Here is a 24,131-nt window from a genome sequence, read left to right as displayed (position 1 = left end):
CGCTACACCACCGGTTTCGGTGCTATTGCGTTTCGGCAGGGGGTTACGGCGGGTCGATCCTCGGCGTGTCGTGACGTTGACCAGGGCGATCCTCCAAGCCGCCGGAAACGATCGTTTTCGGTGGGACGACCGCTCCGATTTATAGTTCAGTGCTGCGGCTAGGCGAGGCTCGGCCGTGGTTCGCGCGCGAGAAGGGGGACCACGCGGACGAGGACGAGCATCGCGACCAGCTCGACAAGGGTTTGCGTGACTATCGCGAGCGGGGCCATGCTCATCGAGGCGGGAAGGGCGAGAGCGAGCGGTAGGACGACGAGCGAGTTGCGCGTCGCGGTGGAGAACATCACCGCGCGGGTGGCGGAAACGTCTAGTTGTGCGACGCGGCTGGCGAGCTTCCCGATCGCGACGGCGAGGACGACGAATGCGATGTACAGCGGCATTACACGCAGGAGCGCGGTGATCTGCGATCCAACGGCGGCGATCTGGGAACCGATGACTACGGCGAGGGTCACCATCATCAGCGGCACCATCGCACCCGCCATGATCTTCTCGATAAACCGCCCTCCCCGATAACGACGCGCAAGAGCCTGCACAACCGCTGCTGCAGAGAGTGGGACCACGATCAGCAACAGGAATGCCCGGATGAATGGGCCGATGTCAACCACACCGAGCACAGCGCCGCCGGCGAAGAGGAACAGGAACACCGGGAGCAGCAGGATCTGGACCAACATCAGCAGCGGTGCGGCTGCGAGCAGTCGCGCGCCAGCACCACCCGCGAGACCAGCGAACACGATGACGTAATCGATGCACGGGGTCAGCAGGACGAACAACACCCCGAGGAGCAGTCCCCGGTCGTCGACTACGAAACGGGAGAGACCCCAGGCGAGCATCGGCACAATGACAAAGTTCGCCACCAGCACCGTGCCCAGAAACCTGATGTCACGGAACGCGCGCTTCACCTCGATAAGCGGGACGCCGAGGAAAGTGGCGAACAACAGCAACATCAGTGCGGGTTCGATCGAGTGCTCGAGGCTCGGAGCGGCCTGCGGCGTTATCAGCCCGATGGCCGCCCCCACGGCGATTGCGCCGATGTAGAGGGCGAGTTGATGAGTGTCCCACCACCGCACGAGAGATCTCACTCGGTGCTCTCCTCGTCTGCGCGGATCATGAAAACTGCTCCGGTGATCGCTGCGGCGAAGATCACGATGTCGGCGAGGTTGCCGATGAACCAGTTCCCGTAGGCGAGGAAGTCCACGACGTGTCCACGGGCGAATCCGGGGTCGCGGAAGAGGCGGTCGCCTGCGTGTGAGGCGGCAGCGCCACCGAGAGCGCCGATCACGATCGCCCACGCCGGGCGTTGCACTCGGAACGCGAACACGATCGCTGTGACGGTGGCGGCGACAGCGAGCAGCGCGAATACCCAGGTGAAGCCTTCCCCGAACGAGAATGCCGCTCCGGGGTTATAGGCGAGCTGCAAACCCAGGAGGTCACCGATCAGCGGGATGCGCTCGCGCTCGGTGAGGGTCGCTTCGGCCAACACCTTGGTTCCCTGATCAATCAGCACGACAACCACGGCGATCAGGAGCGTTCCACCAGTGAGCTGCCACCGCCGTGCCGACGACAGCTTGCGCGCAGCGGGCGGGCGAGCCTCTGTCCGGGAGGAGGTCATGCGAGGACCTCGATCAGACGGACGATGACCCCAGATTCGATCAGGATGAACAGGCCCAGGCCGATGAACACTGCCGGTACCAGCCAGTGCTCGACGCGCTCCAGCGCTTCGGTGACTGCCTTGTTGGTGCCGATGAGCCGACCGGCCGCACACCAGACCGCGACGAGGATGAGGAACACGACGATCATGATCGCGACGTCGACTGGGGTGCTGGTGCGGAAGATTGGCGTGTAGAGGGAGATATTGTCGGCCCCGTTGGCGATCGTGATCCCTGCGACGCCCCATAGTCCGACCGCGGTGATCTTGGAGTCGTCGTCGTCATTGTCGCCGTTGCGGCGCAAGCCGCGAATGAGCGTCCACACGCCGATGCCGAGCGGGATCAGACCCAGGAACCCGACCCATTCGTCCGGAACGATCGTGAGCCCGAGCGCGGCTATCACACTGATCACGACCAGGGTGATGAACCCGAGATACTGGCCTGCGATGATCTGCCACGGGCGGGGTTTCCCTCGACTGGAGGCGAGGAACAGCACGGTGAGCACGACGATGTCGTCGATGTTCGTCGCCGCAAAAAGGCCGATCGCTGAACCGATGGTGGCGAGCATCAGCTTTCCAGTCGTGGCGTGCGGGCGGCACGCAGGCCGTTGAGGATCACGATGACCTCCGCGACCTCGTGGACCAGGACGACAGCCGCGAGCCCCAGGACGCCGAAGAGCGCGAGCGGGAGCAGGGCGGTGATGATCAGCAGCGACAGGATGATGTTCTGGTTGATGATCCGTCGACCGCGCCGGGCGTGATCGAACGCCCGCGGGATGAGGCGCAGATCATGGCCGGTGAAGGCCACGTCGGCGGATTCGATCGCTGCGTCGGAGCCTGTCGCGCCCATCGCGATGCCGACGTCTGCGCTAGCGAGGGCCGGGGCATCGTTGATGCCGTCGCCGATCATCGCGACCGGTCCTGCCTTCGACAGTTCTGCGATCGCGGTCGCCTTGTCCTCCGGGCGCAGCTCCGCTCGCACGGCGCTGATCCCGGCCTGCGCAGCCAGAGCACGAGCGGTCCGGGCGTTGTCGCCGGTGAGCATCGTCACGCCGACGCCCTGGCCGGTGAGTGTCCGGACTACGTCAGAGACTTCAGGGCGCAGCTCGTCACGGACGCCGATCGCGGCGACCGGTGACCCGTCGCGGTGCACGATGACGACGGTCATGCCCTGCTCTTCCAGCGTTGCGACCCGCTCGACGAGGTCGCCGGCGTCCCGCCAGCGGGGACTGCCGACGGTGATTCTCGATCCGTCGACGGTGCCGTCAATACCGTGGCCGGCCTGCTCGGTCACATCTGCAGCTGCCGGTGTCCCCGAGGCTGCGGCGGTGATTGCTGAGGCAAGAGGATGTGTGCTGTGCTGCTCCAGGGCAGCCGCCCACGCCAACGCCTGGACCTCGGTTACACCGTTCGTGGTGAGCACGGCGGTGACCACGGGCTCGTTGCGGGTGAGGGTTCCGGTCTTGTCGACGGCGACGTGCCGGACCGTCCCGAAGCGCTCGAAAACGGCGCCGGACTTGATGATCACACCGAACTTGCTCGCCGCACCGATCGCAGCGACGACCGTCAGCGGCACCGAGATCGCCAGCGCACACGGAGAAGCGGCGACCAGCACGACGAGCGCGCGGGTGATCCACACCTCGGGGTCGCCCAGCAGCGAACCGATGATCGCGACAAGCGCTGCGAGGATCAGCACGCCGGGCACCAGCGGGCGGGCGATCCTGTCCGCGAGACGAGCACGCTCGCCCTTCTCGGTCTGTGCTTTCTCTACCAGTTCGACGATCGTGGTGAGCGAGTTGTCGGTGCCCGCAGCCGTCGTTTCGACCTCCAGCGCGCCGGCGCTGTTGATCGCGCCGGCCGACACAACATCGCCAGGCTGGACCTCGACCGGGATCGACTCCCCAGTGATCGCCGAGGTGTCCAGGCTGGAGCGACCGGAGCGGACGATCCCATCCGTTGCGATCCGCTCGCCCGGGCGGACCACCATGACCTGACCGACCATAAGCTCTCTCGCTTGCACCTGCACAGCGTTGCCGCCCTGCAGCACGGTCGCTGTTTCCGGGACGAGCTTCAGGAGCGCCCGTAGCCCCCCGCGGGCCCGGTCCATCGCCTTGTCTTCGAGCGCCTCAGCGATCGAGTACAGGAACGCCAGAGCCGCGGCCTCCTCGACGTATCCGAGGACGACTGCACCGATGGCGCTGATGGTCATCAGCAGTCCGATGCCGAGCTTGCCCTTGAACAGCTTTCGTATCGCGCCAGGCGTGAACGTCGACGCACCCAGCAGCAGACCGGCCCAGAACAGCACGAGCGCCGGAATCTCGAGGCCGGACCACTCGAGGATCAGGCCGACGAGGAACGCAACGCCGGAAAGGACCGGCACCATGATCCCGCGGTCCCTCCACCACGGCCGCTCAGCCTCTTCGTGTTCCTCTCCCGCCGGGGCGGCGGACTCGTGCTCGCAGCCGCACGCCGCGCTCACGCGTCAGCCCCTGCTCCGCAGCAGCCCGGCACCGTGCAGGCCGAGTCCACACACGGCGCGTGCTCGTCCACAGCCAGCGTCACATCCACAAGCGCGAGGAGGGCCGCGGCGAGATGAGGGTCGGCGATCTCGTAGCGGGTTTGCCGGCCCTCAGGCTCGGCGACAACGATCCCGCAGTCACGCAGGCAGGTGAGATGGTTCGACACGTTGGAGCGCGTCAGCTCTAGCTCACGGGACAGGACTGCGGGGTAGCTCGGGCCACCGAGCAGAGTCATGAGAATCCGAGAACGCGTAGGATCAGCCATGGCGCGGCCGAGCCGATTCATGACGTCGAGACGAGAAGCAATGGTCAGCATAAGCTGAACTATACAGTCTCCGCTGACCTATTTCCTATGCGGTCAAGCCAATGCCCTCAGGGCATGGTCTTCGAGCCCGAAAGAACGCTGCCGCCCAGAATGCACAGGCGAGCTCGACGCGTCTCTGACATGAGCCGTCTTCTGGTTCCGGACGCGCTCCGCGGGTTCGCGATTGTCGCGATGCTCATCGCGCACGCTGCTCCGTTCGTGCCGAACGCACCGTGGGCGGTGCAATTCGTCACGGCGAACTTCAGTAGTGTCGCGTCGCCGCTCTTCGCACTCGTCATGGGCATGTCGGCGGAGCTTGTGTGGAGACGCGGCGGCGCTGCGGGGGTGACGTTGCTGCAACAGGCTCTGCGTGGCCTGTTCCTCATCGTCCTGGGTGTGTGGATGGCCACGTGGGGCTCCTGGCTGGCGGTCATCCTGAGCTATCTCGGGCTGCTCATCATCCTCGGCGCGCCCCTTCTACTCCTGCGCAGCTCGGTCGTGATCGCCGCGACAGCGGTCCTTGTCCTGGCCAGTCAGCCATTGCTGAGCGTCGCACGCACCTGGATTTGGGTCTACACCGCGCCGCCGCCCGTGCGTGAGGTCACGACCTGGATGTTCCTGGGCCCTCAGTATCGGGTGGTCAACCTGTTGCCGGTGTTCCTCATCGGTGCCCTGTTGATCCGTCACGGCTTGAAACGCGATCGCTTGTTGTGGATCATGGCGGCTGTGGCGCTGTTGGCGTATCTTGCCTGGGGTTTCGGGCAGCGCTTCGGCACGGTGTTATCGGGGGACTACCTGGACTCTCTGAGGGATATTGGCTTGGTGTTCGCCGTCTACGTCTGCGTTGTGCTGGGGGCTACGGTGAGGCGGGAGCATGCAGAGCGTTTTTGGGGTGCTGTCTTTGTTCCCCTGTGCGCGTGCGGTCAGGTGGCGTTGTCCCTGTACTTGCTGCACGGCGGTCTCATCGCACTCTGGAGTAACGCGTATGGCCGCCCTGCCGAGAACTTCTACTTGGGATGGCTGGTGATCGTTCCGGGCATGATCGGGGCGGGTTGGGTGTGGTGGCGGTTTGTTGGAACTGGTCCAGTTGATGGGTGATGGGCTGGCTCAGCGGACGACGTCCCAAGGCTTTCTCGCTTCGCCCGTAGAACGGGCGCGTGGCTCACGGGTTCGCAAGAAGACTTGATTGGTGGGGCTGGTATCATCCTGAGGTCATGGTCGTCCACGGTCGCGCTCACAAATGCGTTAGCCGAGCCGACGAGTTCCTGATAACGAAGATCATTACAGCCCTCGGGCTGGCGCTTCTTCTCGTTGTCGGAGCATGGCCGGGCGGCCATCGTGACGTGACAGATACGACTCCGTATCTGAGCACGACATCCTCGTCGTCACTAGGGACGCCTTCTGTCGGCCAGGACTCCGCTGGTTCCGGTGAAAGCGTTGTCGGCGCGACCGCCGAACAATTCGTGACCGGGGATACCGCAAACGACATCGTGATCGGTGTTGCCGGGTGCCTCTTGGGTATCATCTGCTGCTTCTTGGTGCTCATCGTCACGCGGACCTTCCGCCGGCACGTCTCCGGTTCTCACATTCGCGAACGTTTGCCGCGCGCACCATCACTGGCGGCCATGACGGGGCGCCTGTTCGCATTGCCTCCTTCTCTCACACAGCTTTCTCTGTCGCGGACCTGACTCTGGCGGCGCCATCTCTTCGATGGCGCTCCACTGGTCGCCCTCGTTCGTTGTGTGTGTTTGGAGTGTCTATGAAATCTTCCGTGAAAGCGGTACTTGTCACCGTTGCTCTCGCCGTGGTGTTGCTGGTCGTCGCGCTGGTCTTCGTCCTTGTCAATCAGAATCGAGCTGCCGCACCCGAGACGGGGACCGCTGACGGTCCACAGGTCGTCCGTGAGAACTCGCATGTCCTCGATGACGGAGGGGAAGGGGCGGTGACGGTTGTCGAATTCCTCGATTTCGAGTGCGAGGCCTGCGGTGCGTTTTATCCCCTCGTCGAGGATCTGCGCGGCAAGTTCGATGGCGAGATCACGTACGTGATCCGCTACTTCCCGCTGCCTGGTCACCTCAACTCGAAGAACGCCGCAATCGCTGCCGAAGCCGCAGCGCAGCAGGGGCGGCTGGAAGACATGTATCACCGCCTGTTCGAGACGCAGCCTCAATGGGGTGAGGCTCAAGAGTCTCGTGCGGACCTGTTCCGGGGGTTTGCGGAGGAACTCGGATTGGACATGGCCGCGTTCGATGATGCGGTCGCTGATCCGGCGACAGCAGAACGGGTCCAGTTCGATCTCGACGAGGGTGAGCAGCTCGGTGTCAGCAGTACCCCCTCGTTCTTCATCGATGGAGAGCCTGTCGTGCTGGAAACGTGGACCGACCTGGAGGACAGCATTGAAGCCGCGGTGAACGGTGCTGAATGATGGCGCGTTCGCTATCGCACCGTCGCGTCATCATCGTTGGCGCCGGGCATTCCGGATTGGCGACAGCCGCCGCGCTCAGGTCCTCCGGGCTTGAGCCACAGAAAGACTTCGTGATCATCGATTCTGCACCCCCGGTCAACGAAGCTGGGCCACACGGTGGCAGTCGATGAAACTGCGCAGTGCGGCACGCCACAGTGTCGTCCGCGGGTTCCCTTTCCCGGGCGATGAAGATCGTCATCCGAGTGCGGATGAGATGTCCGACTATCTGTCTTCGGTGGAGAAAGCCATCGGTGTGAAGACCGTGTGGAGCACACGAGCTCTTGGAGTCAACCGGTTGGGCGACGGATCCACGCTGCATCTGTCGACCTCCGCCGGGGAAGTGCAAACACGAAATGTGGTCTGTGCAACGGGAGCTGCCGCCGTGCCGCGCATACCGGGGTGGCGCCAGGAACTGGCAGTGCCCGGTGTTGTGCTGCATTCCAGCCAGTACCTCGACCCCGCGCAGATACCCCCCGGCCGCGTGTTGATCGTTGGCGGCGGATACAGCGGAGTGGAGATTGCTGAAGAACTCACGTCCTCCCACGACGTCACCCTCGCGACTCGAGCGGAACCACCACGGGCATCAGAGCGGCCCATCTGGTCAAGGCTGCGACGTAAGGGTCCGATGTCCGAGGCACGCCCCCGCGCAGCTTCGACAGACGTCACTCATGCCGCCGCCGTAACGGGGGTCAACGGAGACACCGTGATGTTCGCCGATGGGGCGTCCATGAAGCCGCAATCCCTGATCCTCGCGACCGGGTACGAGCCGGCAGACGGATGGCTGCCCGATTCGGAGCCCCCGGGCAGCCATTACACGTCAGTGCGCGCATCCCCGGACTGTTCACTGTTGGCATGCCGCGATACTCCCGGGCGGACGCTGACACCCTCGCTGGGGCGAGCCGTGAAGCGGCGACCGTCGCCCGGCTAATCGTCGGACGGCCATAAAGGAGCACCATGACAGAAACAGGGCACAGTCACGGTATCGGTGACGCCACTCCCCGCAATCGCCTGGTCATCGCGTTCGCGATCACCTCCTCGGTCTTCATCATCGAAGTAGTCGGGGCAATCATCACAGGCAGCCTCGCACTGCTCGTTGATGCGGCGCACATGCTCACCGATGTCGTCGGGTTGGCGATGGCCGTCACCGCTGCGCATCTGATGAACCGTCCCCCGACTCCCAAGTACACCTTCGGTCTTCAACGCACTGAGGTGCTCGGTGCACTCGCTCAAGCAGCTCTGCTGCTCGGAGTGGGCATCTTCGCGCTCGTGGAAGGCGTACGTCGGCTGTTCGAGCCCCCGGAGATCGCTTCGGGAAGTCTGCTGTTCTTCGGCATCGTCGGTCTCGTCGCCAACATCGCCTCCATGCTCGTATTGTTCAGCGGCCGCGGGCGCAATCTCAACATGCGCGCCGCGTTCCTCGAGGTCGTCAACGATGCCCTCGGTTCCGTCGGCGTCATCGCCAGCGCCATCCTCATCGCCGTTTTCGGTTGGTATCAGGCGGACGCTGTCGCGGGCGTCTTAATCGCGCTACTCATCATTCCCCGCACCCTCATCCTGTTGCGAGCATCCGGCCGGGTCCTGTTGGAGTCCACACCTGCCGGTCTCGACCTCGAGGATGTTCGCCGCCACATCCTTGCCCTTCCGCACGTGGTCGCGGTGCACGACCTCCACGCGACCCAGGTCTCGACCGACCTCCCCACGCTCACCGCCCATGTTGTGGTCGATGACACCGTCACGATGGAAGCTTCCGCCGAACTGCTGGCATCACTTCAGCAATGCGTCAGCGAACATTTCGCCGTGAGCATCGAACACTCCACCTTCCAGATTGAACCCGAATCCCACCCCGGAGAGCACGACACCCATGCATAAACGCCTCTCGGCACGCACCACTGCCGTCCTCACCACCCTGTTGTTGTCGGCATCCGTCGTACTTGGGGCTGCATCTCCGGCCGCCGCTCATGACGACTTCGTTTCGTCGTACCCCACCGCCGACTCGACCATCAACGGATCCCCCGACGAGATCTCTCTGATGTTCACCGGAACCCTCACCGGTGGTGACGACGCAACGGTCGTCGAGGTTATCGATGAAAGCGGAGCAAACGTCGCCGTCGACCCGCCGACGGTGAGCGGTGACTCGATCACCCAACACCTCTCCCCGGACGCCGCAACCGGCATCTTCACCGTCCGCTGGAAGACCGTCTCCGCCGACGGACACCCGATCAGCGGAGAGTATGTCTACACCGTCACGCCCGCGATGGCCACGGAACCCAGCACTCCGACCACAAGCCCCACCCCTGAAACCTCCCCAACCGAGGAGCCGGAACCGGCCCGACCCGCGCAAACATACGGTGGCACGGCATCCGGCGGCGGCGCTTTCGAACTGCTGCCCCTGTTCTTCCTCTCGGGTCTGGCACTGATTCTGGGGATCGGCGTTGTGGGAGTGGTTATGGCCGGGCGCCAGCGTCACCAGCGCGACCGCGCACAGGCCGCCAAGGATGCCGCAGCTACGGAGAACGACGCCGATGCGTGATCGAGTCCGCCGGTCGGCCGTGATGCTCATCGTCGCCGCCATCGTCATCCTGATCGATCAAGGCACCAAGACTCTTGCTCTGAACACGTTGCGGCAAGATGCGCGTATACCGCTGATCGGTGACTGGCTCGGTCTTCAACTGGCCTTCAACCCCGGGGCGATCTTCTCGCTCGGGGAAGGTTCCACATGGGTCATCACCGTCATCGGGGTCGCTGTCACCGCGGTCCTCATCGGTGCCGCCATCCGAGCCCGGAACGTCTGGTCGGCGGTTGGTTTCGGTTTCATCGTGGGCGGTGCGATCGGAAACCTCATCGATCGCTTATTCTCGCCGCCCGCGTTCGGGATCGGGCACGTCACCGACTTCCTCGCCTACGGGAACCTGTTCATCGGCAACCTCGCCGATGTCGCTCTCGGCATCGGTGCCGTATTCCTCATCGTCGCGGGTCTGCGCACAAGCCGTCGCCGGCCAGACCCCGCGTCCCGCCCCGATCCCGTCGACCCTGTACCCGCCGAAGAAACGGTTCACCCATGAGTCCCAAAGAACGCGTCCCCTCCACTTACCAGCGGAATGCCCTGGCCCCCAGCCTCGTCGCCGCCGCGATCCTGTTCCTGGCCCCGGCGCTCTTCCAGGCGAACTGGGCACCGCTCGTCCTCTTCATCGCCTCGATTTTCGGGCTGATCGTCGGGTGGTTTGCGCTGCAGGCACGCCACTGGTGGTGGATCCCGGTTTTCCTCGCGATCGCCGTGCTCTGGAATCCGGTGATGCCGTTCCCCTTCTCCGGTGTCGTGTGGACCACAGCACAGCCCGTCGCGGCCGTGGTCTTCTTGGCAGCGGGTGCGACGATCAAGGTGATCCGGAAGTGAGCGGCGTGAGCTTCGCGTCACGACCATGCGTGTGAGCGGCGAGATCCCGGACAGTCCCCCGTCACTGCAGACGTTCCTCGCACCGGCCGACATTCCTCTTCCGGTGCTACCCATCGTCGCGGGGATCCTCGCTGCGCTTTATCTCGTCGGAGCGATCCGATTGTGGACGCACGGGCGTCGTTGGCCCGTGTGGCGGACGGTCAGCTTCCTTCTCGGGTGCGTTCTCCTCGCGGCGGTCACTGGCCTGGGCGTTGAAACGTATGGCCAGGCGCTGGTGTCCGTTTTCATGTTCCAGCAGCTCACTCTGATGATGATGGTGCCGCCGCTACTGGTCCTCGGCTCACCCGGAACCCTTCTTCTGCGAGCAACACCGCATCACGGAGCGGGACGGGTAGTCCTCACAGCGGCCCACAGTGCTCTTCGAAGCCCGGCCGCGAGATGGGTACTTAGCCCGTGGGCCACTGTGCCGCTCTACCTGTTCGCGTTCTACGGCATCTACCTTGCGGGTGCTGCCGATTCCATCCTCACTCTCCCCACGGGTCACGTCGCGCTCGAGGTCGGATTCCTCCTCGCCGGCATGCTGTTCACCATCCCCATCTTGTCCTCCGATCCTCTGCCGGTCAGGTTGGGTCACGGTGCCCGTGCGCTGGATGTGTTTGCTGAAGCCGCGCTCCACGCATTCTTCGGGGTGTTCCTCATGATGGCCAGCACGATCCTGGTCGGCTCGTTCGTCGCCCCCACAGAGGCGCTAGGCATCGATCCCCTCGCTGACCAGCAGCTAGCCGGTGCTCTGGCCTGGTCCTACGGCGAAGCCCCGACCGTGCTGATGTTGATCTACGTGATGCATCGTTGGTTCCGCAGCGACACCGCTCGTGCTGCCGCGGCGGACCGGTACGCCGACGTGCATGGGAACGCCGACCTCGACACGTACAACGCCTATCTGAAAAATCTGAGCTCTCATGACCGTGACCGCTGACCCGTTGGTGGGACCCCCCATTTTCGTTCGATCGAGGCGCGGCAACCCCAGAGAGCACAACGCGCGACTGCCTGTTGCGGTGCCGTTTTCCGTAGCGATCATCGCGGCCGCCGTCGCAGGAGGAATACTGGATTTCGCCTACCCCGCATACGGGTGGTGGCCCGCAGCATTCGTGAGCGTAACCATCGGGCTGTGGACGCTCCGCGGACGTTCTCTACCCGGTGCGTTCCTGATCTCCCTCGTCTACGGCGCGGCCTTCTACTTCACCCACTTGGCATGGGTGTCACGGTTTCTGGGGCCTATCCCGTGGGTCGCGCTGGCTGGCTTGGAAGCTCTGCTGTTCGGTGCCGGCGGCGTGCTGATCGCACTCGCCTATCGAGCCACCACCCGGACCGGATACGGGTACCGCGCGATTACCCCTCTGCTGGTCGCCGGGGTGTGGGTGCTGCGAGAAACGCTGATGGGTAGCACGCCGTACACCGGGTTCCCATGGGCGCGCGTCGGTTTCAGTCTCGCCGAGAGCCCGCTCGCGGAGGCCGCATCCTGGGTGGGGACCACCGGGCTGTCCTTCCTGACAGTCCTGGTCTGCGCGAGCGTTGTGGAAGCCCTCATCCTCCGCCGATGGGAGCCAGCAGCAGCAGCGGCGGTCATCGTCGTTGCCGCGATAGCCGTCCCTCTGTTCCCGACTGAGCAAGCGGGAATGTTGCGCGTCGGATGGGTGCAGGGCAACGGTCCCAGCGGCTACTTCGACACCAAAACAACAGGTGACATCCTGCGCGCGCAGGAAGAAGCGACCGCTCCTCTTCTGGACCGTGAGATGGACCTTCTCGTCTGGCCAGAAGGGGCCGTCGACGCCGATCCCCTGCGCGATGTCGCCGTCGCGGGCCGCCTTGATCGACTCGTGCAGGGTGCCGGCGCTCCGGCACTGGTGAATGCGGCGACCACCCGCGGAGCCGACACGTTCAACACCTCGATGCTGTGGACCAGCGCCGGGCCGCAGCAGCTCCACGACAAGGCCAACCCCGTCCCTTTCGGCGAATACGTCCCGGACCGTTGGTTCTACGAAGCCGTCGCCCCCGACCTCATCGGATTGATACAACGCGAGTACACGCCCGGCTCCAACACACCCCTCGTGAACGTTGGCGATGTGCCCATCGGTCTGGCCATCTGTTTCGACGTCATCTACAACGACGTCATCCACCAAAGCGCGGCCTCTGGTGCGCAGATGTTCGTGTTTCAAACCAACAACGCGGACTTCAGAGGCACCGACGAGAACCTCCAACAGCTGGCCATCGCCCGTATGCGCGCGCTCGAAACAGGGAGAACTGCCGTCAACGTCTCCACCACCGGGACCAGTCAAGTCATCGGCCGCGATGGAAAAGTGTTGGCTCAGGTTGCGGTGGACACGACCGCGGCGAAGATCACCGAGGTCCCCCTCCGCACCGGCACGACCCTCGCCGTCGTGCTGATGCCGTGGCTCGGCTGGACACTCAGTATCGGAAGCGTACTCGCGCTGCTCGTCGTGTCGATCCGACAGCGGCGGTCGGATGCTCACTCCCAGGAAGACGGATGGATGAAGTTGTGAAACTCAAGATTCTGACCTCTGTCGCGGCACTCTGCGCACTGTTTCTACTCAGCAGCTGCGCACCCACCGTCCACCTCGAGCCCGCAGCAAACGCGAATGACCCGCTGTGCGCAGAGGTCACCGTACGACTACCGGACTCGATAGGCGACCAGGATCGCGTCTGGACGGACGCTCAGGCCACCGCAGCATGGGGCACCCCCAGCAGCGTGCTCCTCACCTGCGGGTCGGAGCCCCCGGCCCCCACCACGCTGCAATGTGTCAGCTTGGGTGGCGTCGATTGGATCGTCGACGAGGAGGACACCCCGAATCTGCGGCTCACAACCTACGGCCGAGAGCCAGCTGCCCAGGTGTACGTGGACACCACCACCCTGTCGGCAGACGCGGTTCTTGAATCTCTCGCCGGGGCGATCCAGCAGCTCCCCAAGACCGGTGAATGCACGGCACCTGTGACCGAAGACCCAGACGTCGTGGGCGATGAGACGGGAGATACCGCTCCATGAATCCCGTTGTTCTCCGGATTGTTGGTCCGACGATTCTCGTTGTCGCCGCACTCATCGCTGCGGTGGTCGGGCTCGCGATCGGTGGAGGAGCTGCACCAAGACTCACCAATGACCCTGGAGCGCTCGTGCGATGGGGACTCCCGGCCGCGAAGCTGATCGTCAATCTTTCCGGTGCGGCAATGCTCGGGCCCCTGGTGCTGGCGGTGTTCGCTCTCCCCTCAGGGGGAAACCGTTCACCGTCGCGCTCGATATCGCCTCCGCCGGCGCCGCGACCCTCACCATCACAAGCGGGGTGGTGGCTTTCCTCACCTTCCTGTCGTCGTTCAATCCGCAAGTGAGCCTGAACGCCGAGTTCGGTGCGCAATTGGGCCGCTTTCTTCTCGACACGGAGCTGGGACGATCATGGCTTATCACCGTGATCCTCGCCTCGGTCGTGACAGTCCTCGCATTCGCTGTTCGCAGCAATGGGGCGGTGCTGTTCACGACCGTGCTCGCGATCATCAGCCTGATACCCATGGCCACCCAGGGTCATTCGGGTGAGCTCGCCAACCACGATCCCGCGGTCGTGTCCCTCGTCCTGCACGTCATTTCAGCAGCGATATGGCTCGGCGGTCTCATCCTGCTCGTCGCCGCGCGACCCATCAGCTCTCCGCATGAACTTGAGAACCTGCTCCGCCGGTACTCGACGGTGGCACTCATCGCGTTCATCGGCGTCGCCGTCTCGGGATTCGCGCGGGCGCTCACTGCCCTCGGCCGGTGGGAAGACGTGGCCTCACCGTACGGCATCATCCTCTTCACAAAGATCGGCGCGCTTTTGGTCATGGGCGTCCTCGGTGCCGCCTACCGCCGCCGACTCATCGCAAAGGCCAACGAGGGCCGTGGCGCCTTCTGGATGATCGTGAGCGTCGAACTCGGCTTCATGGGTGTCGCGAGCGGTGCCGCCGCCGCCCTCGCCCGCACCGCCGCCCCCGCCGATACGATCACGCCGCCGCAAAACACCGCCGCGGAGATCCTCACCGACGCACCCGTCCCGATCGAACTCACCCTGCAGAGATGGTTCACGGCGTGGAGCCCCGACCTCCTCTGGGTGCTCGTCGCCAGTTTCGGAATCGTCCTCTACCTCGTCGGCGTCCGACGCGCACGGCGCCGCGGGAATCCGTGGCCAGCCAGGCGGACGATCAGCTGGATTGCGGGGATGGGGGCGCTTCTGTGGACGACCAGTGGTCCGCTCGCCGCCTACGACGACTCGCTCATCAGTATGCGGTTCCTCTCCTTCGCTCTCCTCAGCCTCGCCATCCCATTGCTCCTCGTCTTCGCGGCGCCGATCACGCTCGCAACCTTGGTCATCTATGCACGGGACGATGGAAGCCGAGGACCGCGCGAATGGCTTCTCTGGGTCGCCCACAGCCCGCTGGCACGGTTCGCTCTGCGCCCCGTCGTCGCCGCGTCCCTGTTCGCTACATCGCTGTGGTTCATCCACTACTCCGACCTGTTCCGATGGTCGCTCTACGACCAGCTCGGAGGGGAATGGATGATCAGCCAACTCCTCGTCACCGGGTGCCTCTTCGTACGATCGCTCTCCCTTCACGCGTCGACGACGCCCGAGGGGCGGTGGCGTGTGACCTCACTCACTGCGCTCACAGGCCTTGCCGCCTTCTTCGGCATCGCCACTAGCACGCGCTCCGACCTCATCGTCGCCGAGTGGTTTGGCGCCATGGGGCGGACGTGGGGTCCCACCCCCTCCAGGATCAGGCCCTCGCCGGAGGCGTCACCTTGATGATCGCGGGAACGCTCGCAATCCTCACCGGCTTCTCCGTCCTCCACACGAAACGCAACAACCGACCTGCCGGTAGCACCCCCGTGCCCGCCGTACGAAAGGATCCACGCCTGTGACCTCCACCCACCGCACTCGCTGGTTCGCCCGCACCCTTCTTGCTCTCATCGCACTGGGAATCGTGGCCGCACCGGCCCCCGCAGCTCTCGCGCACGACAATCTCCTGGACACCGTGCCGGGGGCAGACGAAACCGTCACCCGACTTGACGATGTCGCTCTCACATTCAGCGGGGAACTCATTGACTTCAGCCAAGCCAGCTTCGCCCAAGTGCAAGGACCCGACGGCCTCTTCTACGAATCCAGCTGCTCCACCATCGATCGCAACATCCTCACCACCCCAGTCGCACTCGGAGAAGCGGGCCTCTACACCCTGCTATGGAACGCCGTCTCCAGCGACGGTCACCCCATATCCGAGAGCTTCGCGTTCACATACGCTCCCAGCGGGAGCGAGCCAGGGCTGGGATGGGACAAACCAGCATGTGGGAACGAACAATCACGGATCCAACCGGCAAAGGCGTCGCCCTCCGCCGCGCCAACCACCGAATCTCCAGCAGCGGACACCCCTCCCCCGGCGGCATCCGCAGGCGAGAACGAGGTGGCTTCGATCGCGATCCCGCTCATCATCGCCGTGGCTGTCACAGGTGCCGCGGTGATCACGGCCACCGTTGTCGTACGGCAAGTGAAGAAGAAAAAGCACAACAGGTTGAGCGCCGACGTCCATACGGATACGAAAGCGTGAGCTTCGTGTCAGGGCAGGCGAACTCAAGTTCGATGCGTCAGATATGGGCCACAGATCAGAGATCACGGGCGAGTCGGCGCGACTTCGACCCCCACGAACGGACGATAGACCAGACGACGGGCAACGCGAGCATGGCCAATCTGCGCGCCCATGGCAGCAGAATCCACGAAACCGAGCTCAAGGAGAGGGCACAGTGAACGAACGAAGCTTCTCTGCGGCCACGGAAGCGACTGAAGAATGCGGGTGTGCACCCACGCCCGCCGAACGTGACTCGTTCTGGAAGCTGAGTGTTACTCGACGTGGCGCTTTCGGGCTCGGCGCCCTCGGCGTCGCCGCATTCGCTGCTTTCGGTATCGGCTCCGGCGTCTCAGCCGCGTACGCTGCGTCCTACCCGAGCTGGGACGATGTGCAACGCGCCAAGAACAACGAAGCCGCCAAAGCGTCCGAGATCACTCGGATCGAAGGGCTGATCCAATCTCTGACGCAAAAGGTCGCCGAGACTCAGGCTGCCGCCGATACAGCCTCCGACGCGTTCTATGCGGCGCAGCAGGAATACTTCGCTGCGATCACGGAAGCGGACAGCCTGCAGGCGCAGGCGGACGAACAATCAGCGATTGCCGAAACCTCTGCGCGCAGGGCCGGTCAAGTTGCGGCACAGCTGTACCGCAACGGTGGAGACGATTCAGCACTTCAACTGTTCTTCTCCGGTTCCGCGGCCAACGCCGATGAGCTCCTGTCCCGCCTGGGCACCATGGACAAGCTGCTCGAGTACAACCGATCGGTCTACGACGACGCAATCTCGGCGCGCAATACCGCCCAATCGCTGACCGATCAGGCGAAGGTCGCCCGCGACGAACGGGACCGACTGCAGCAGGTCGCAGAGCAGAAGATGATTGCCGCACAAGAAGCGGCCGACGCCGCACAGGCCGCGCTCGACGAGCAAGCCGCGAACCTCGAGACGATGCAGGCGCAGCTCGCCGCGCTGAAAGACACCACCACGCAGACGGTCGCCGGCTATCAGGCGGGTGTGGCCGCCCGCGAGGCAGAAGAGAGAGCCCGTCGCGAACGCGAAGCCGCCGAAGCCGCAGCCAACGGAGGCGGCAATGGTGGCGGCGGAGGCTCCGCCGGAAGTGGCGGTTGGGTCCGGCCCCACGGAGGCGGCCGCAGCTCAAGCTACGGTCCTCGGACCCCGATCTGTGGCTCGCAGGGCTGCTCCTCGAGCTACCACTACGGCGCGGACATGGCCAACGGCTGCGGTGCCGCGATCTACGCCGCCAACTCCGGAACCGTGGACTACGCCGGCGCCAACGGTAACTACGGCAACTACGTCCGAATCCAACACGGCGGAGGCGTCAGCACCGGCTACGCCCACATCAAACCAGGAGGCATCGTCGTCGGTCGAGGCCAATGGGTCAACTCCGGCCAGGTCATCGCTTACGCAGGTGACACTGGACGCTCCTTCGGCTGCCATCTGCATTTCGAGGTCTACATCAATGGTGGTTACACCAACCCCGTCCGATTCATGGAAGACCGCGGCGTCTATATCTAAAGCTCCGACACGGGATTACGAAGTGGTGCCGTCGACACGAGCAGTCGGGTAGAGAGGGCTGCTCCAGTCGTCACTCGCGACATCCTTGCTAGGGATCTCAAAGAGGGAGGATGACGCTGCCCATCACCGCCGTCAGCCGCGACATGATGTCGGTCCACAGCCCTGTCACCATCAGGAGGCCGAGGACGATCAGCAGTATGCCGCCGCAGACGTTCACCACTCGGATGTGACGACGGAGGAACTCGGCTGTCTTCGCCGCCCAACCGAACCCGAATGCGACCAACAGGAACGGGATGCCGAGGCCGAGCGAATACGCGAGGCCGAGGAAGCCGGCCCGGACAGGGTCGCCAGCATTGAACGAAAGCGCGATGATCGCGGCAAGCGTCGGACCCATGCACGGTGCCCAGCCGATACCGAGTGCCACTCCAAGTAGCGGCGCCCCTGCGATTCCGGCCCGGGAGCCGACGTGGAAGCGAACCTCCCGCTGGGCGAAACTGAACAACCCGAGAAAGACGAGCCCCATCAGGATGATGACGACTCCGAGGATGCGTGTGACTAGGTCGCCCCAGCGTAGGAAGAACACGCCGGCCGTGCCGCCCAGCGCGGTGATGAGAACGAAGACGACGCTGAATCCGAGGATGAACAGCAGTACGCCGACTACGAGCTGACGGCGCTGGGGCGCGACTGCATTCGTCGCGCCACCCTTCGAGCCCGGCGCGACCGCCCCACCAAGGAAGCCGAGGTAGCCGGGGACCAGCGGGAGTACGCAGGGCGACAGGAACGACACGAGACCGGCGAGCATCGCGACGGGGACTGCGAGCCAGAGCGCACCGGACCCGATGATGGTGTCGGCGTTCATGGTGTCTCCGCCAGAGCGTCCTTGACGAGCGTCGAGAGGATCGAGGTGCCGTCGATGGGTCCGATGATGCGGGCGGCGACGCGTCCCTGTTTGTCGAGCACGAGAGTCGTTGGTGTCGCCTGGATCGGCACCACCTCGGAGAAAGCGAGTTTCGCCTCGGCCGTGTTCACGTCGATCAGGCTCGGGTAGGTGATGCCAAACTCGTCGGAGAAAGCCTGGGCAGTGTCAGCCTGGTCGCGGGTATTGATGCCGATGAAAGCTACATCCTCGCCGCCGTACTCGCGCCAGACGCTCTCGAGATCCTTCGCCTCCACGCGGCACGGCGCGCACCCCGCGTACCAGAAGTTGACCACCGTGACCTTGCCGGCGTTGTCGGCACTGTCGAAATCATCGCCAGTTTCAGTAACGCCGCTGAAGACGACTGGTTCGCTCCGCTCGGCCACCGGGATCTCGACAATCGCGCCGTCGGCGGCCACATACCCGGTGTTCTCACCCTTAAGGAAGGAATCGCTGACCGGATCCGGCGCGCACCCGGTCAGCCCGATCACGAACACAGCGAGCATGGCCCCGACCGCGCCACGAACGGCACGAAAGCGGGGTCTTCGACGCATATTTCGAACCTTACACAGATCACCTATGCGTCACCTTTGCCTCGGACACTTCCCGACCGGGAATAGACTCGCATGCATTGTGTTATATACCCCTAGGGGGTATCTTTTGGGAGTGAACGGCTACGAGAGCAACAAGGCTGATCTGCGTAAGCGGTTGAGCCGGGTAGAGGGTCAGGTGCGAGGTATCGCACGAATGGTTGATGAGGACAAGTACTGCATCGATATCTTGACGCAGGTGTCTGCGGCGACGAAGGCCCTCGAGACGGTGGCGTTGTCGCTACTCAGTGACCATCTCGCTCATTGTGTCGCTCAGGCAAGTGCTGAGGGAGGCGAGGTGGCTGCGGCGAAGGTCCGCGAGGCCAACGAAGCGATCGCTCGTCTCGTCCGTTCATAACTACTACGTCTGTCTACTCGAAGGAGCACATCATGACTGATCGCATCGAACTCGGCTTGAAGGACGCGAATGCGGGGTGCGCATGCTGCGCTGCCCCTTCATCCGTTGACGCATCCGCGCCTGTCGCGGCCCCGGTCTCGGCCGAGATCTTGGTTGCGGGGATGACATGCTCGCATTGCGCCTCCAGCGTCAGCGATGAGCTGAACGCCATCGATGGTGTCGACGGTGTCACGGTCGACCTGAATGCCGGCGGGGCATCCCGCGTGATTGTCCACAGCGCCGCCCCTATCGATCCCACGGCTGTACGGGCTGCGGTTGAAGAGGCCGGCTACACCCTCGCGACCTCCCCGATCTGAGTCGCTATCCGTTTGCGCCCGGCTGATCCGGGTGCATCCGAGCAAGGAGTTTCCGATGAGCCAGCATGACCAGCACCACGAACACACTGCGCATCAGGATCACGGCAGCGTGCCGACAACGGAGCATGACCACACGGCGATGAGCCACGACCACGGTGCTCCCCAGAGCACGCTGGTCACACGAGCCACGGCGGTCACGGCGGTCACGGCGATCATGTCGGTCAGTTCCGGCGGTTGTTCTGGATCATGCTGGTCCTCGCGGCCCCTGTGGTTGGGTTCTCGATGATGTTCTCGATGCTGCTCGGGTACCCATTGCCCGACGCCGCGTGGGTGGGTTGGGTGTCCCCGGTTCTCGGGACCGTGATGTATGTGTGGGGCGGGGCCCCGTTCCTCACGGGTGCCGTGAGCGAGCTCCGTGCACGCAAGCCCGGGATGATGCTGCTGATCGCCCTTGCGATCACCGTGGCATTCCTGGCGTCCTGGGGTGCGAGCCTCGGCATGCTGCACCACGAGTTGGATTTCTGGTGGGAGCTGGCGCTGCTGATCGTGATCATGCTGCTTGGTCACTGGATCGAGATGCGCTCGCTCGCGCAGACGACATCGGCCTTGGATTCCTTAGCGGCGTTGCTGCCTGACGAGGCAGAAAAGGTCGACGGCGATACGACCGTAACGGTCGCGCCCTCGGACTTGCAGGTACGCGATGTCGTGGTCGTGCGTCCGGGCGGGCGGGTCCCCGCCGATGGGCGCATCGTTCAGGGATCGGCCAGCATGGACGAGTCGATGATCACCGGAGAATCCCGGCCGGTGCGCCGCAGCGATGGCGACCCGGTCATTGCCGGTACCGTCGCCACGGATTCCGGAGTGCGGGTGGAGATCACGGCCATCGGTGAGGACACCGCTCTCGCGGGGATTCAGAAGCTGGTCACCGAGGCGCAGAGTTCGTCGTCTCGGGCGCAGCGGCTCGCGGACAAGGCCGCAGGGTGGCTGTTCTGGTTCGCGCTCGGCGCCGCAGCGATCACCGCGATCGTCTGGACGGTTGTTGGCCTACCCGACGCCGCCGTCATCCGCACCATCACGGTGCTGGTGATCGCCTGCCCGCACGCGCTGGGCCTGGCGATCCCGCTGGTCGTGTCGATCGCGACCGAGCGCGCCGCCCGCGGGGGCGTGCTCATCAAGGATCGTCTCGCGCTGGAGAGCATGCGCACCGTCGACACTGTTCTGTTCGACAAGACGGGCACGCTCACCAAGGGCACCCCCGCGGTGACCGCCATCAACCCCGTCACGGGGACCGACGCCGATCAGCTGTTGGCGTGGGCGGCCGCGGCGGAAGCAGACTCCGAGCACCCCCTCGCCCGCGCGATCGTCAACGCGGCAAAGAGAAGACGCTGACCGTTCCACGCTCAACCGACTTCGAGTCATCCCCCGCTGTCGGGGTGCGTGCCCGCGTTGACGGACGTGTCGTGCAGGTCGGTGGCCCGTACATGCTCGAGCAGGAGAATGCGCAGGAGGTGCCCGTTGCTGACGAGTGGCGGAACGAGGGTGCGATCATCCTTCACGTGCTCGTCCACGGTCAGGTTGTGGGCGCGCTGCGTCTGGCGGATGAGATCCGCTCGGAGTCGCGCCATGCGGTCGACGCGCTCCATGAGCGCAGTGTGCAGGTGGTCATGATCACCGGTGATGCGGACGCGGTCGCCGCCTCCGTGGCGGGCGAACTCGGCATCGACCGGTACTTCGCCGGGGTACGCCCCGAGGACAAAGCGTCGAAGGTGAAAGAGCTTCAGGGCGAAGGTCGAAAGGTCGCCATGGTTGGTGACGGGGTGAACGATGCCCCCGCGCTGGCGCAGGCGGACGTCGGTATTGCGATCGGGGCGGGAACCGATGTCGCAATCGCGTCTGCGGGGGTCATCCTTGCCAGCGACGACCCCCGGTCGGTGCTGTCCGTGATCGACTTGTCGCGAGCGAGCTACCGGAAGATGAAGCAGAACCTCTGGTGGGCCGCCGGGTACAACCTGCTCTCGGTCCCCCTCGCGGCCGGCGTGCTCGCCCCGATCGGGTTCGTGCTGCCCATGTCGGTGGGAGCGGTACTGATGTCGCTGTCCACTATCGTCGTTGCGCTCAACGCGCAGCTGCTGCGGCGGCTGGACCTGCGCCCCGAGGCCGTCACAGGCAACTAGACCAGGGAACCGTCGACCCCGGACGTACCCTAGGAGAACGGGAGGTGAGTATGTCGCTGATTGCTGTCGCACAACGTGTGTGGGGTTCGCGCACGCTCACCCGCAACGTTCTGACCGTGCTGATCGTCGCCGTGGGCGTCATCGCCGGGCTGCTGGCGATGCATTCCTTCAACTCGCATGCGACATCTGTCGGGCACCACGACTCCGTCACCGTGAGCGCGCACACCGGCGACATGTCAGAGCAGCATCCCGCCCCGTCCACCGTCGCCGTGACCCCTGGTACTGCTTCGCAGGAGGCGGGGTGCGCAACGTGCGGTGGTGACCAGGATGCGATGACCTGGATGGCGTGTGTGCTCGCTCTCCTTGTCGCCATCATTCTTCTTGGTCGGGTCGGCCTCAGCTGGCGGCGCACCCCACCGGCCATGCTGCTCGCGGTCGTGATGGCACAGTGGCCGGCGCGCGCGTACTCCCTTCCCCCTCCCCTTCCCTCACGGTTCTCTGCATCAGTCGCACGTGATGACGCTTTAGCCCGCCCACGCGGGCAACGCACCCTGAATACCCGGCTTTCGTCGGGTGTCATCACCGACCCTTGGAGAACACTCATGAAGATCCGACCCGCGGCAATCGCCGCAATCACCCTCACCACACTGCTCGCCCTCACGGGCTGCGCCGGCAGCGCCGGCTCCGGCGGTGACATGCCCGGCATGGACCACAGCAACAGCTCGTCCGCACCGGCAGAAACAGCGGACGCGAACGACGCAGACATCATGTTCGCGAGCATGATGATCGAGCACCACACGCAAGCCGTGGACATGTCCGACACCATCCTCGGAAAGGCCGACATCGACGAGCGGGTGACCGCCCTTGCCGAAGAGATCAAAGCGGCCCAACAGCCCGAGATCGACAAACTCGAATCCTGGCTCAAAGACTGGGGTGCCGATACCTCCGACATGGAAGGCATGGATCACGGCAGCGGCATGATGACCGAAGAGGACATGCAAGCCCTCGATGCGGCCACCGGCACCGAAGCATCCCGGTTGTTCCTTGAGCAGATGATCGAGCACCACCGTGGCGCGATCGACATGGCACAGGACGAAGTCGACGACGGGCAGAACAGTGACGCCGTCTCGCTCGCCCAGAAGATCATCGACACCCAGACGGCCGAGATCACCACGATGGAGGAGATTCTCGCAACTCTCTGACCCCGCATCGTGTGGCGCGGCCCCACAGCCGCGCCACACGATCGGTCAGACGATGCGGACAAGCCATGCGTCAGCACACCACTTCCAGCGCTCCCACGCGCATCCTCGCGACTCTTTCGAAATCCCCCACTCGTCGGCGGTCAGTGCACCTGATCGGATTGGGCACAGCTGCTCTGCTCGCCCTCGCCGGCTGCGCAGCCACCACCGCGACCACGGGCGACGGCCACACTGATCAGGCGCTCTCCCACGTTCACGGCATCGTCGCAGACCCCGAAGGAGATGGATTCCTTCTCGGAACACACGAGGGTATCTTCCCCGCGACCCAGACCGGCGAACTCGGTCAACGAGTCACCGGGTCGGACTTCGACGCCATGGGGCTCACTGTCGTCGACGACACACTGCTCGCGTCCGGACATCCCGGACCGGACACCCCCGTCGAACTTGGCACCCCCAACCTCGGCATCATCCGCAGCGCCGACCGGGCCGAAACCTGGGAACCGGTCGCCTTCACCGGTGAGAAGGACTTCCACGCCCTCACCGCTGGACCCGATGGCACCATATACGGGCTCTCCTCGGACAGCACACAGTTGCAGATCAGCACCGACCAAGGATCCACCTGGAACGCGACAGGTGCGGCACTTGTCGCCGTCTCCTTCGCGGTTGACACCGCGGGCCGGATCGTCGCCGCGACCCCCGATGGCCTCCAGGTCAGCACCGACGACGCGGCCACGTTCGCCCTCTGGCCGAACGCACCCTTGTTGTTCATGCTGAACGCATCCCCTGACCATCAACGGCTCGTCGGCGTCGGAAACGGTGGGAAGATCTGGGTCACCACCGCGGGAGCTACCCAGTGGACAGAGGCCGGAACCGTTCACGGGACCGCGCAAGCCATCGCGATCACCAATACCGGCGACATGCTCATCGTCGACGACAGCGGGATCACCCATGTACCCCAGGAGTGAGCGCCCA

Annotated in this window: 26 protein-coding genes and 1 pseudogene; 20 read left to right on the top strand and 7 right to left on the bottom strand. The window is 64.5% G+C overall.

Annotated features, from left to right (window positions below):
* Positions 1-158: 158 nt before the first annotated feature.
* Genes ACZZ93_RS02435 through cmtR form a run of 5 tightly spaced genes read right to left on the bottom strand, consistent with a single transcriptional unit; the run spans position 159 to position 4,537 of the window.
* Positions 159-1,136 carry an arsenic resistance protein gene (locus ACZZ93_RS02435; protein ID WP_056278740.1) on the bottom strand — a complete coding sequence of 326 codons (978 nt, stop codon included), beginning with the start codon at positions 1,134-1,136 and terminating at the stop codon, positions 159-161.
* Positions 1,133-1,666, bottom strand: coding sequence for a signal peptidase II (locus ACZZ93_RS02430; RefSeq protein ID WP_056417462.1), 534 nt, complete (start codon positions 1,664-1,666; stop codon positions 1,133-1,135). The genes ACZZ93_RS02435 and ACZZ93_RS02430 overlap by 4 nt, the downstream gene beginning before the upstream one ends.
* Entirely contained in the window at positions 1,663-2,271 is a 609-nt protein-coding gene (locus tag ACZZ93_RS02425; RefSeq protein ID WP_056417465.1) for a cadmium resistance transporter, read from the bottom strand. The genes ACZZ93_RS02430 and ACZZ93_RS02425 overlap by 4 nt, the downstream gene beginning before the upstream one ends.
* On the bottom strand, positions 2,271-4,181 hold the full coding sequence (locus ACZZ93_RS02420; RefSeq protein ID WP_463510399.1) for a heavy metal translocating P-type ATPase: 1,911 nt from the start codon (positions 4,179-4,181) through the stop codon (positions 2,271-2,273). Before ACZZ93_RS02420 ends, ACZZ93_RS02425 begins: the two co-directional genes overlap by 1 nt.
* Complete coding sequence (cmtR, locus tag ACZZ93_RS02415) at positions 4,178-4,537, bottom strand: Cd(II)/Pb(II)-sensing metalloregulatory transcriptional regulator CmtR (protein ID WP_017201917.1); 360 nt, start codon at positions 4,535-4,537, stop codon at positions 4,178-4,180. Before cmtR ends, ACZZ93_RS02420 begins: the two co-directional genes overlap by 4 nt.
* 129 nt (positions 4,538-4,666) lie before the next feature.
* Here cmtR and ACZZ93_RS02410 point away from each other — a divergent pair, with 129 nt between their 5' ends.
* The 15 genes from ACZZ93_RS02410 (at position 4,667) to ACZZ93_RS02340 (ending at position 17,566) form a co-directional block, all read left to right on the top strand.
* Positions 4,667-5,623 carry an acyltransferase family protein gene (locus tag ACZZ93_RS02410; protein WP_017201918.1) on the top strand — a complete coding sequence of 319 codons (957 nt, stop codon included), beginning with the start codon at positions 4,667-4,669 and terminating at the stop codon, positions 5,621-5,623.
* Positions 5,624-5,739: 116 nt separating this feature from the next.
* Positions 5,740-6,213 (top strand): hypothetical protein, encoded by a 474-nt coding sequence (locus ACZZ93_RS02405; protein WP_463510398.1) that lies wholly within the window; start codon positions 5,740-5,742, stop codon positions 6,211-6,213.
* Positions 6,214-6,284: 71 nt separating this feature from the next.
* Positions 6,285-6,950: a DsbA family protein gene (locus ACZZ93_RS02400; protein ID WP_017201919.1), complete on the top strand. Its 666-nt coding sequence runs from the start codon at positions 6,285-6,287 to the stop codon at positions 6,948-6,950.
* A complete protein-coding gene (locus ACZZ93_RS02395; protein ID WP_463510397.1) occupies positions 6,947-7,120 on the top strand; it encodes an NAD(P)-binding protein in 174 nt (57 codons plus the stop codon). Before ACZZ93_RS02400 ends, ACZZ93_RS02395 begins: the two co-directional genes overlap by 4 nt.
* Positions 7,117-7,917, top strand: coding sequence for an NAD(P)-binding domain-containing protein (locus ACZZ93_RS02390; protein WP_463510396.1), 801 nt, complete (start codon positions 7,117-7,119; stop codon positions 7,915-7,917). The genes ACZZ93_RS02395 and ACZZ93_RS02390 overlap by 4 nt, the downstream gene beginning before the upstream one ends.
* A gap of 26 nt (positions 7,918-7,943) precedes the next feature.
* Positions 7,944-8,858: a cation diffusion facilitator family transporter gene (locus tag ACZZ93_RS02385; RefSeq protein ID WP_017201921.1), complete on the top strand. Its 915-nt coding sequence runs from the start codon at positions 7,944-7,946 to the stop codon at positions 8,856-8,858.
* On the top strand, positions 8,815-9,519 hold the full coding sequence (locus tag ACZZ93_RS02380; protein ID WP_136025674.1) for a copper resistance CopC family protein: 705 nt from the start codon (positions 8,815-8,817) through the stop codon (positions 9,517-9,519). The genes ACZZ93_RS02385 and ACZZ93_RS02380 overlap by 44 nt, the downstream gene beginning before the upstream one ends.
* Entirely contained in the window at positions 9,512-10,051 is a 540-nt protein-coding gene (gene lspA, locus ACZZ93_RS02375; protein WP_017201923.1) for a signal peptidase II, read from the top strand. Before ACZZ93_RS02380 ends, lspA begins: the two co-directional genes overlap by 8 nt.
* Positions 10,048-10,383, top strand: a complete 336-nt coding sequence (locus tag ACZZ93_RS02370) for a DUF6804 family protein (RefSeq protein WP_017201924.1) — start codon at positions 10,048-10,050, stop codon at positions 10,381-10,383. Before lspA ends, ACZZ93_RS02370 begins: the two co-directional genes overlap by 4 nt.
* A gap of 25 nt (positions 10,384-10,408) precedes the next feature.
* Positions 10,409-11,359 carry a cytochrome c oxidase assembly protein gene (locus tag ACZZ93_RS02365; RefSeq protein WP_017201925.1) on the top strand — a complete coding sequence of 317 codons (951 nt, stop codon included), beginning with the start codon at positions 10,409-10,411 and terminating at the stop codon, positions 11,357-11,359.
* Positions 11,343-12,944 carry an apolipoprotein N-acyltransferase gene (lnt, locus tag ACZZ93_RS02360; protein WP_463510395.1) on the top strand — a complete coding sequence of 534 codons (1,602 nt, stop codon included), beginning with the start codon at positions 11,343-11,345 and terminating at the stop codon, positions 12,942-12,944. Before ACZZ93_RS02365 ends, lnt begins: the two co-directional genes overlap by 17 nt.
* Complete coding sequence (locus ACZZ93_RS02355) at positions 12,929-13,444, top strand: DUF3515 family protein (RefSeq protein WP_036304312.1); 516 nt, start codon at positions 12,929-12,931, stop codon at positions 13,442-13,444. Before lnt ends, ACZZ93_RS02355 begins: the two co-directional genes overlap by 16 nt.
* Positions 13,445-13,739: 295 nt before the next feature.
* Positions 13,740-15,221, top strand: a complete 1,482-nt coding sequence (locus ACZZ93_RS02350) for a cytochrome c oxidase assembly protein (protein ID WP_463510394.1) — start codon at positions 13,740-13,742, stop codon at positions 15,219-15,221.
* 112 nt (positions 15,222-15,333) lie between these two features.
* Positions 15,334-16,017, top strand: coding sequence for a copper resistance CopC family protein (locus ACZZ93_RS02345; protein ID WP_463510393.1), 684 nt, complete (start codon positions 15,334-15,336; stop codon positions 16,015-16,017).
* Positions 16,018-16,210: 193 nt separating this feature from the next.
* Positions 16,211-17,566, top strand: coding sequence for a peptidoglycan DD-metalloendopeptidase family protein (locus ACZZ93_RS02340; protein ID WP_029264090.1), 1,356 nt, complete (start codon positions 16,211-16,213; stop codon positions 17,564-17,566).
* Between the two features lie 97 nt (positions 17,567-17,663).
* Here ACZZ93_RS02340 and ACZZ93_RS02335 read toward each other — a convergent pair whose 3' ends face one another.
* Entirely contained in the window at positions 17,664-18,425 is a 762-nt protein-coding gene (locus ACZZ93_RS02335; protein ID WP_029264089.1) for a cytochrome c biogenesis CcdA family protein, read from the bottom strand.
* Entirely contained in the window at positions 18,422-18,988 is a 567-nt protein-coding gene (locus ACZZ93_RS02330) for a TlpA family protein disulfide reductase (protein WP_463510392.1), read from the bottom strand. The genes ACZZ93_RS02335 and ACZZ93_RS02330 overlap by 4 nt, the downstream gene beginning before the upstream one ends.
* Before the next feature lie 160 nt (positions 18,989-19,148).
* Between ACZZ93_RS02330 and ACZZ93_RS02325 the strand changes: the two genes are divergently transcribed.
* From ACZZ93_RS02325 to ACZZ93_RS02305, 5 genes and pseudogenes are all read left to right on the top strand, one after another.
* Positions 19,149-19,430 carry a metal-sensitive transcriptional regulator gene (locus tag ACZZ93_RS02325; RefSeq protein ID WP_026049679.1) on the top strand — a complete coding sequence of 94 codons (282 nt, stop codon included), beginning with the start codon at positions 19,149-19,151 and terminating at the stop codon, positions 19,428-19,430.
* Positions 19,431-19,462: 32 nt separating this feature from the next.
* Entirely contained in the window at positions 19,463-19,786 is a 324-nt protein-coding gene (locus ACZZ93_RS02320; protein ID WP_017201932.1) for a heavy-metal-associated domain-containing protein, read from the top strand.
* 139 nt (positions 19,787-19,925) lie between these two features.
* Positions 19,926-21,960: pseudogene (locus tag ACZZ93_RS02315) on the top strand (heavy metal translocating P-type ATPase).
* 602 nt (positions 21,961-22,562) lie between these two features.
* Positions 22,563-23,162, top strand: a complete 600-nt coding sequence (locus ACZZ93_RS02310; RefSeq protein WP_056278748.1) for a DUF305 domain-containing protein — start codon at positions 22,563-22,565, stop codon at positions 23,160-23,162.
* A 158-nt stretch (positions 23,163-23,320) separates the two neighbouring features.
* Entirely contained in the window at positions 23,321-24,124 is an 804-nt protein-coding gene (locus tag ACZZ93_RS02305) for a F510_1955 family glycosylhydrolase (protein ID WP_230100797.1), read from the top strand.
* The last annotated feature ends 7 nt before the right edge of the window (positions 24,125-24,131 follow it).

The organism is Microbacterium sp. AC026, assembly GCF_979258475.1.
The sequence above is the reverse complement of the archived record's forward strand: the minus strand, read 5'-3'. Positions and strand labels throughout refer to the sequence as shown.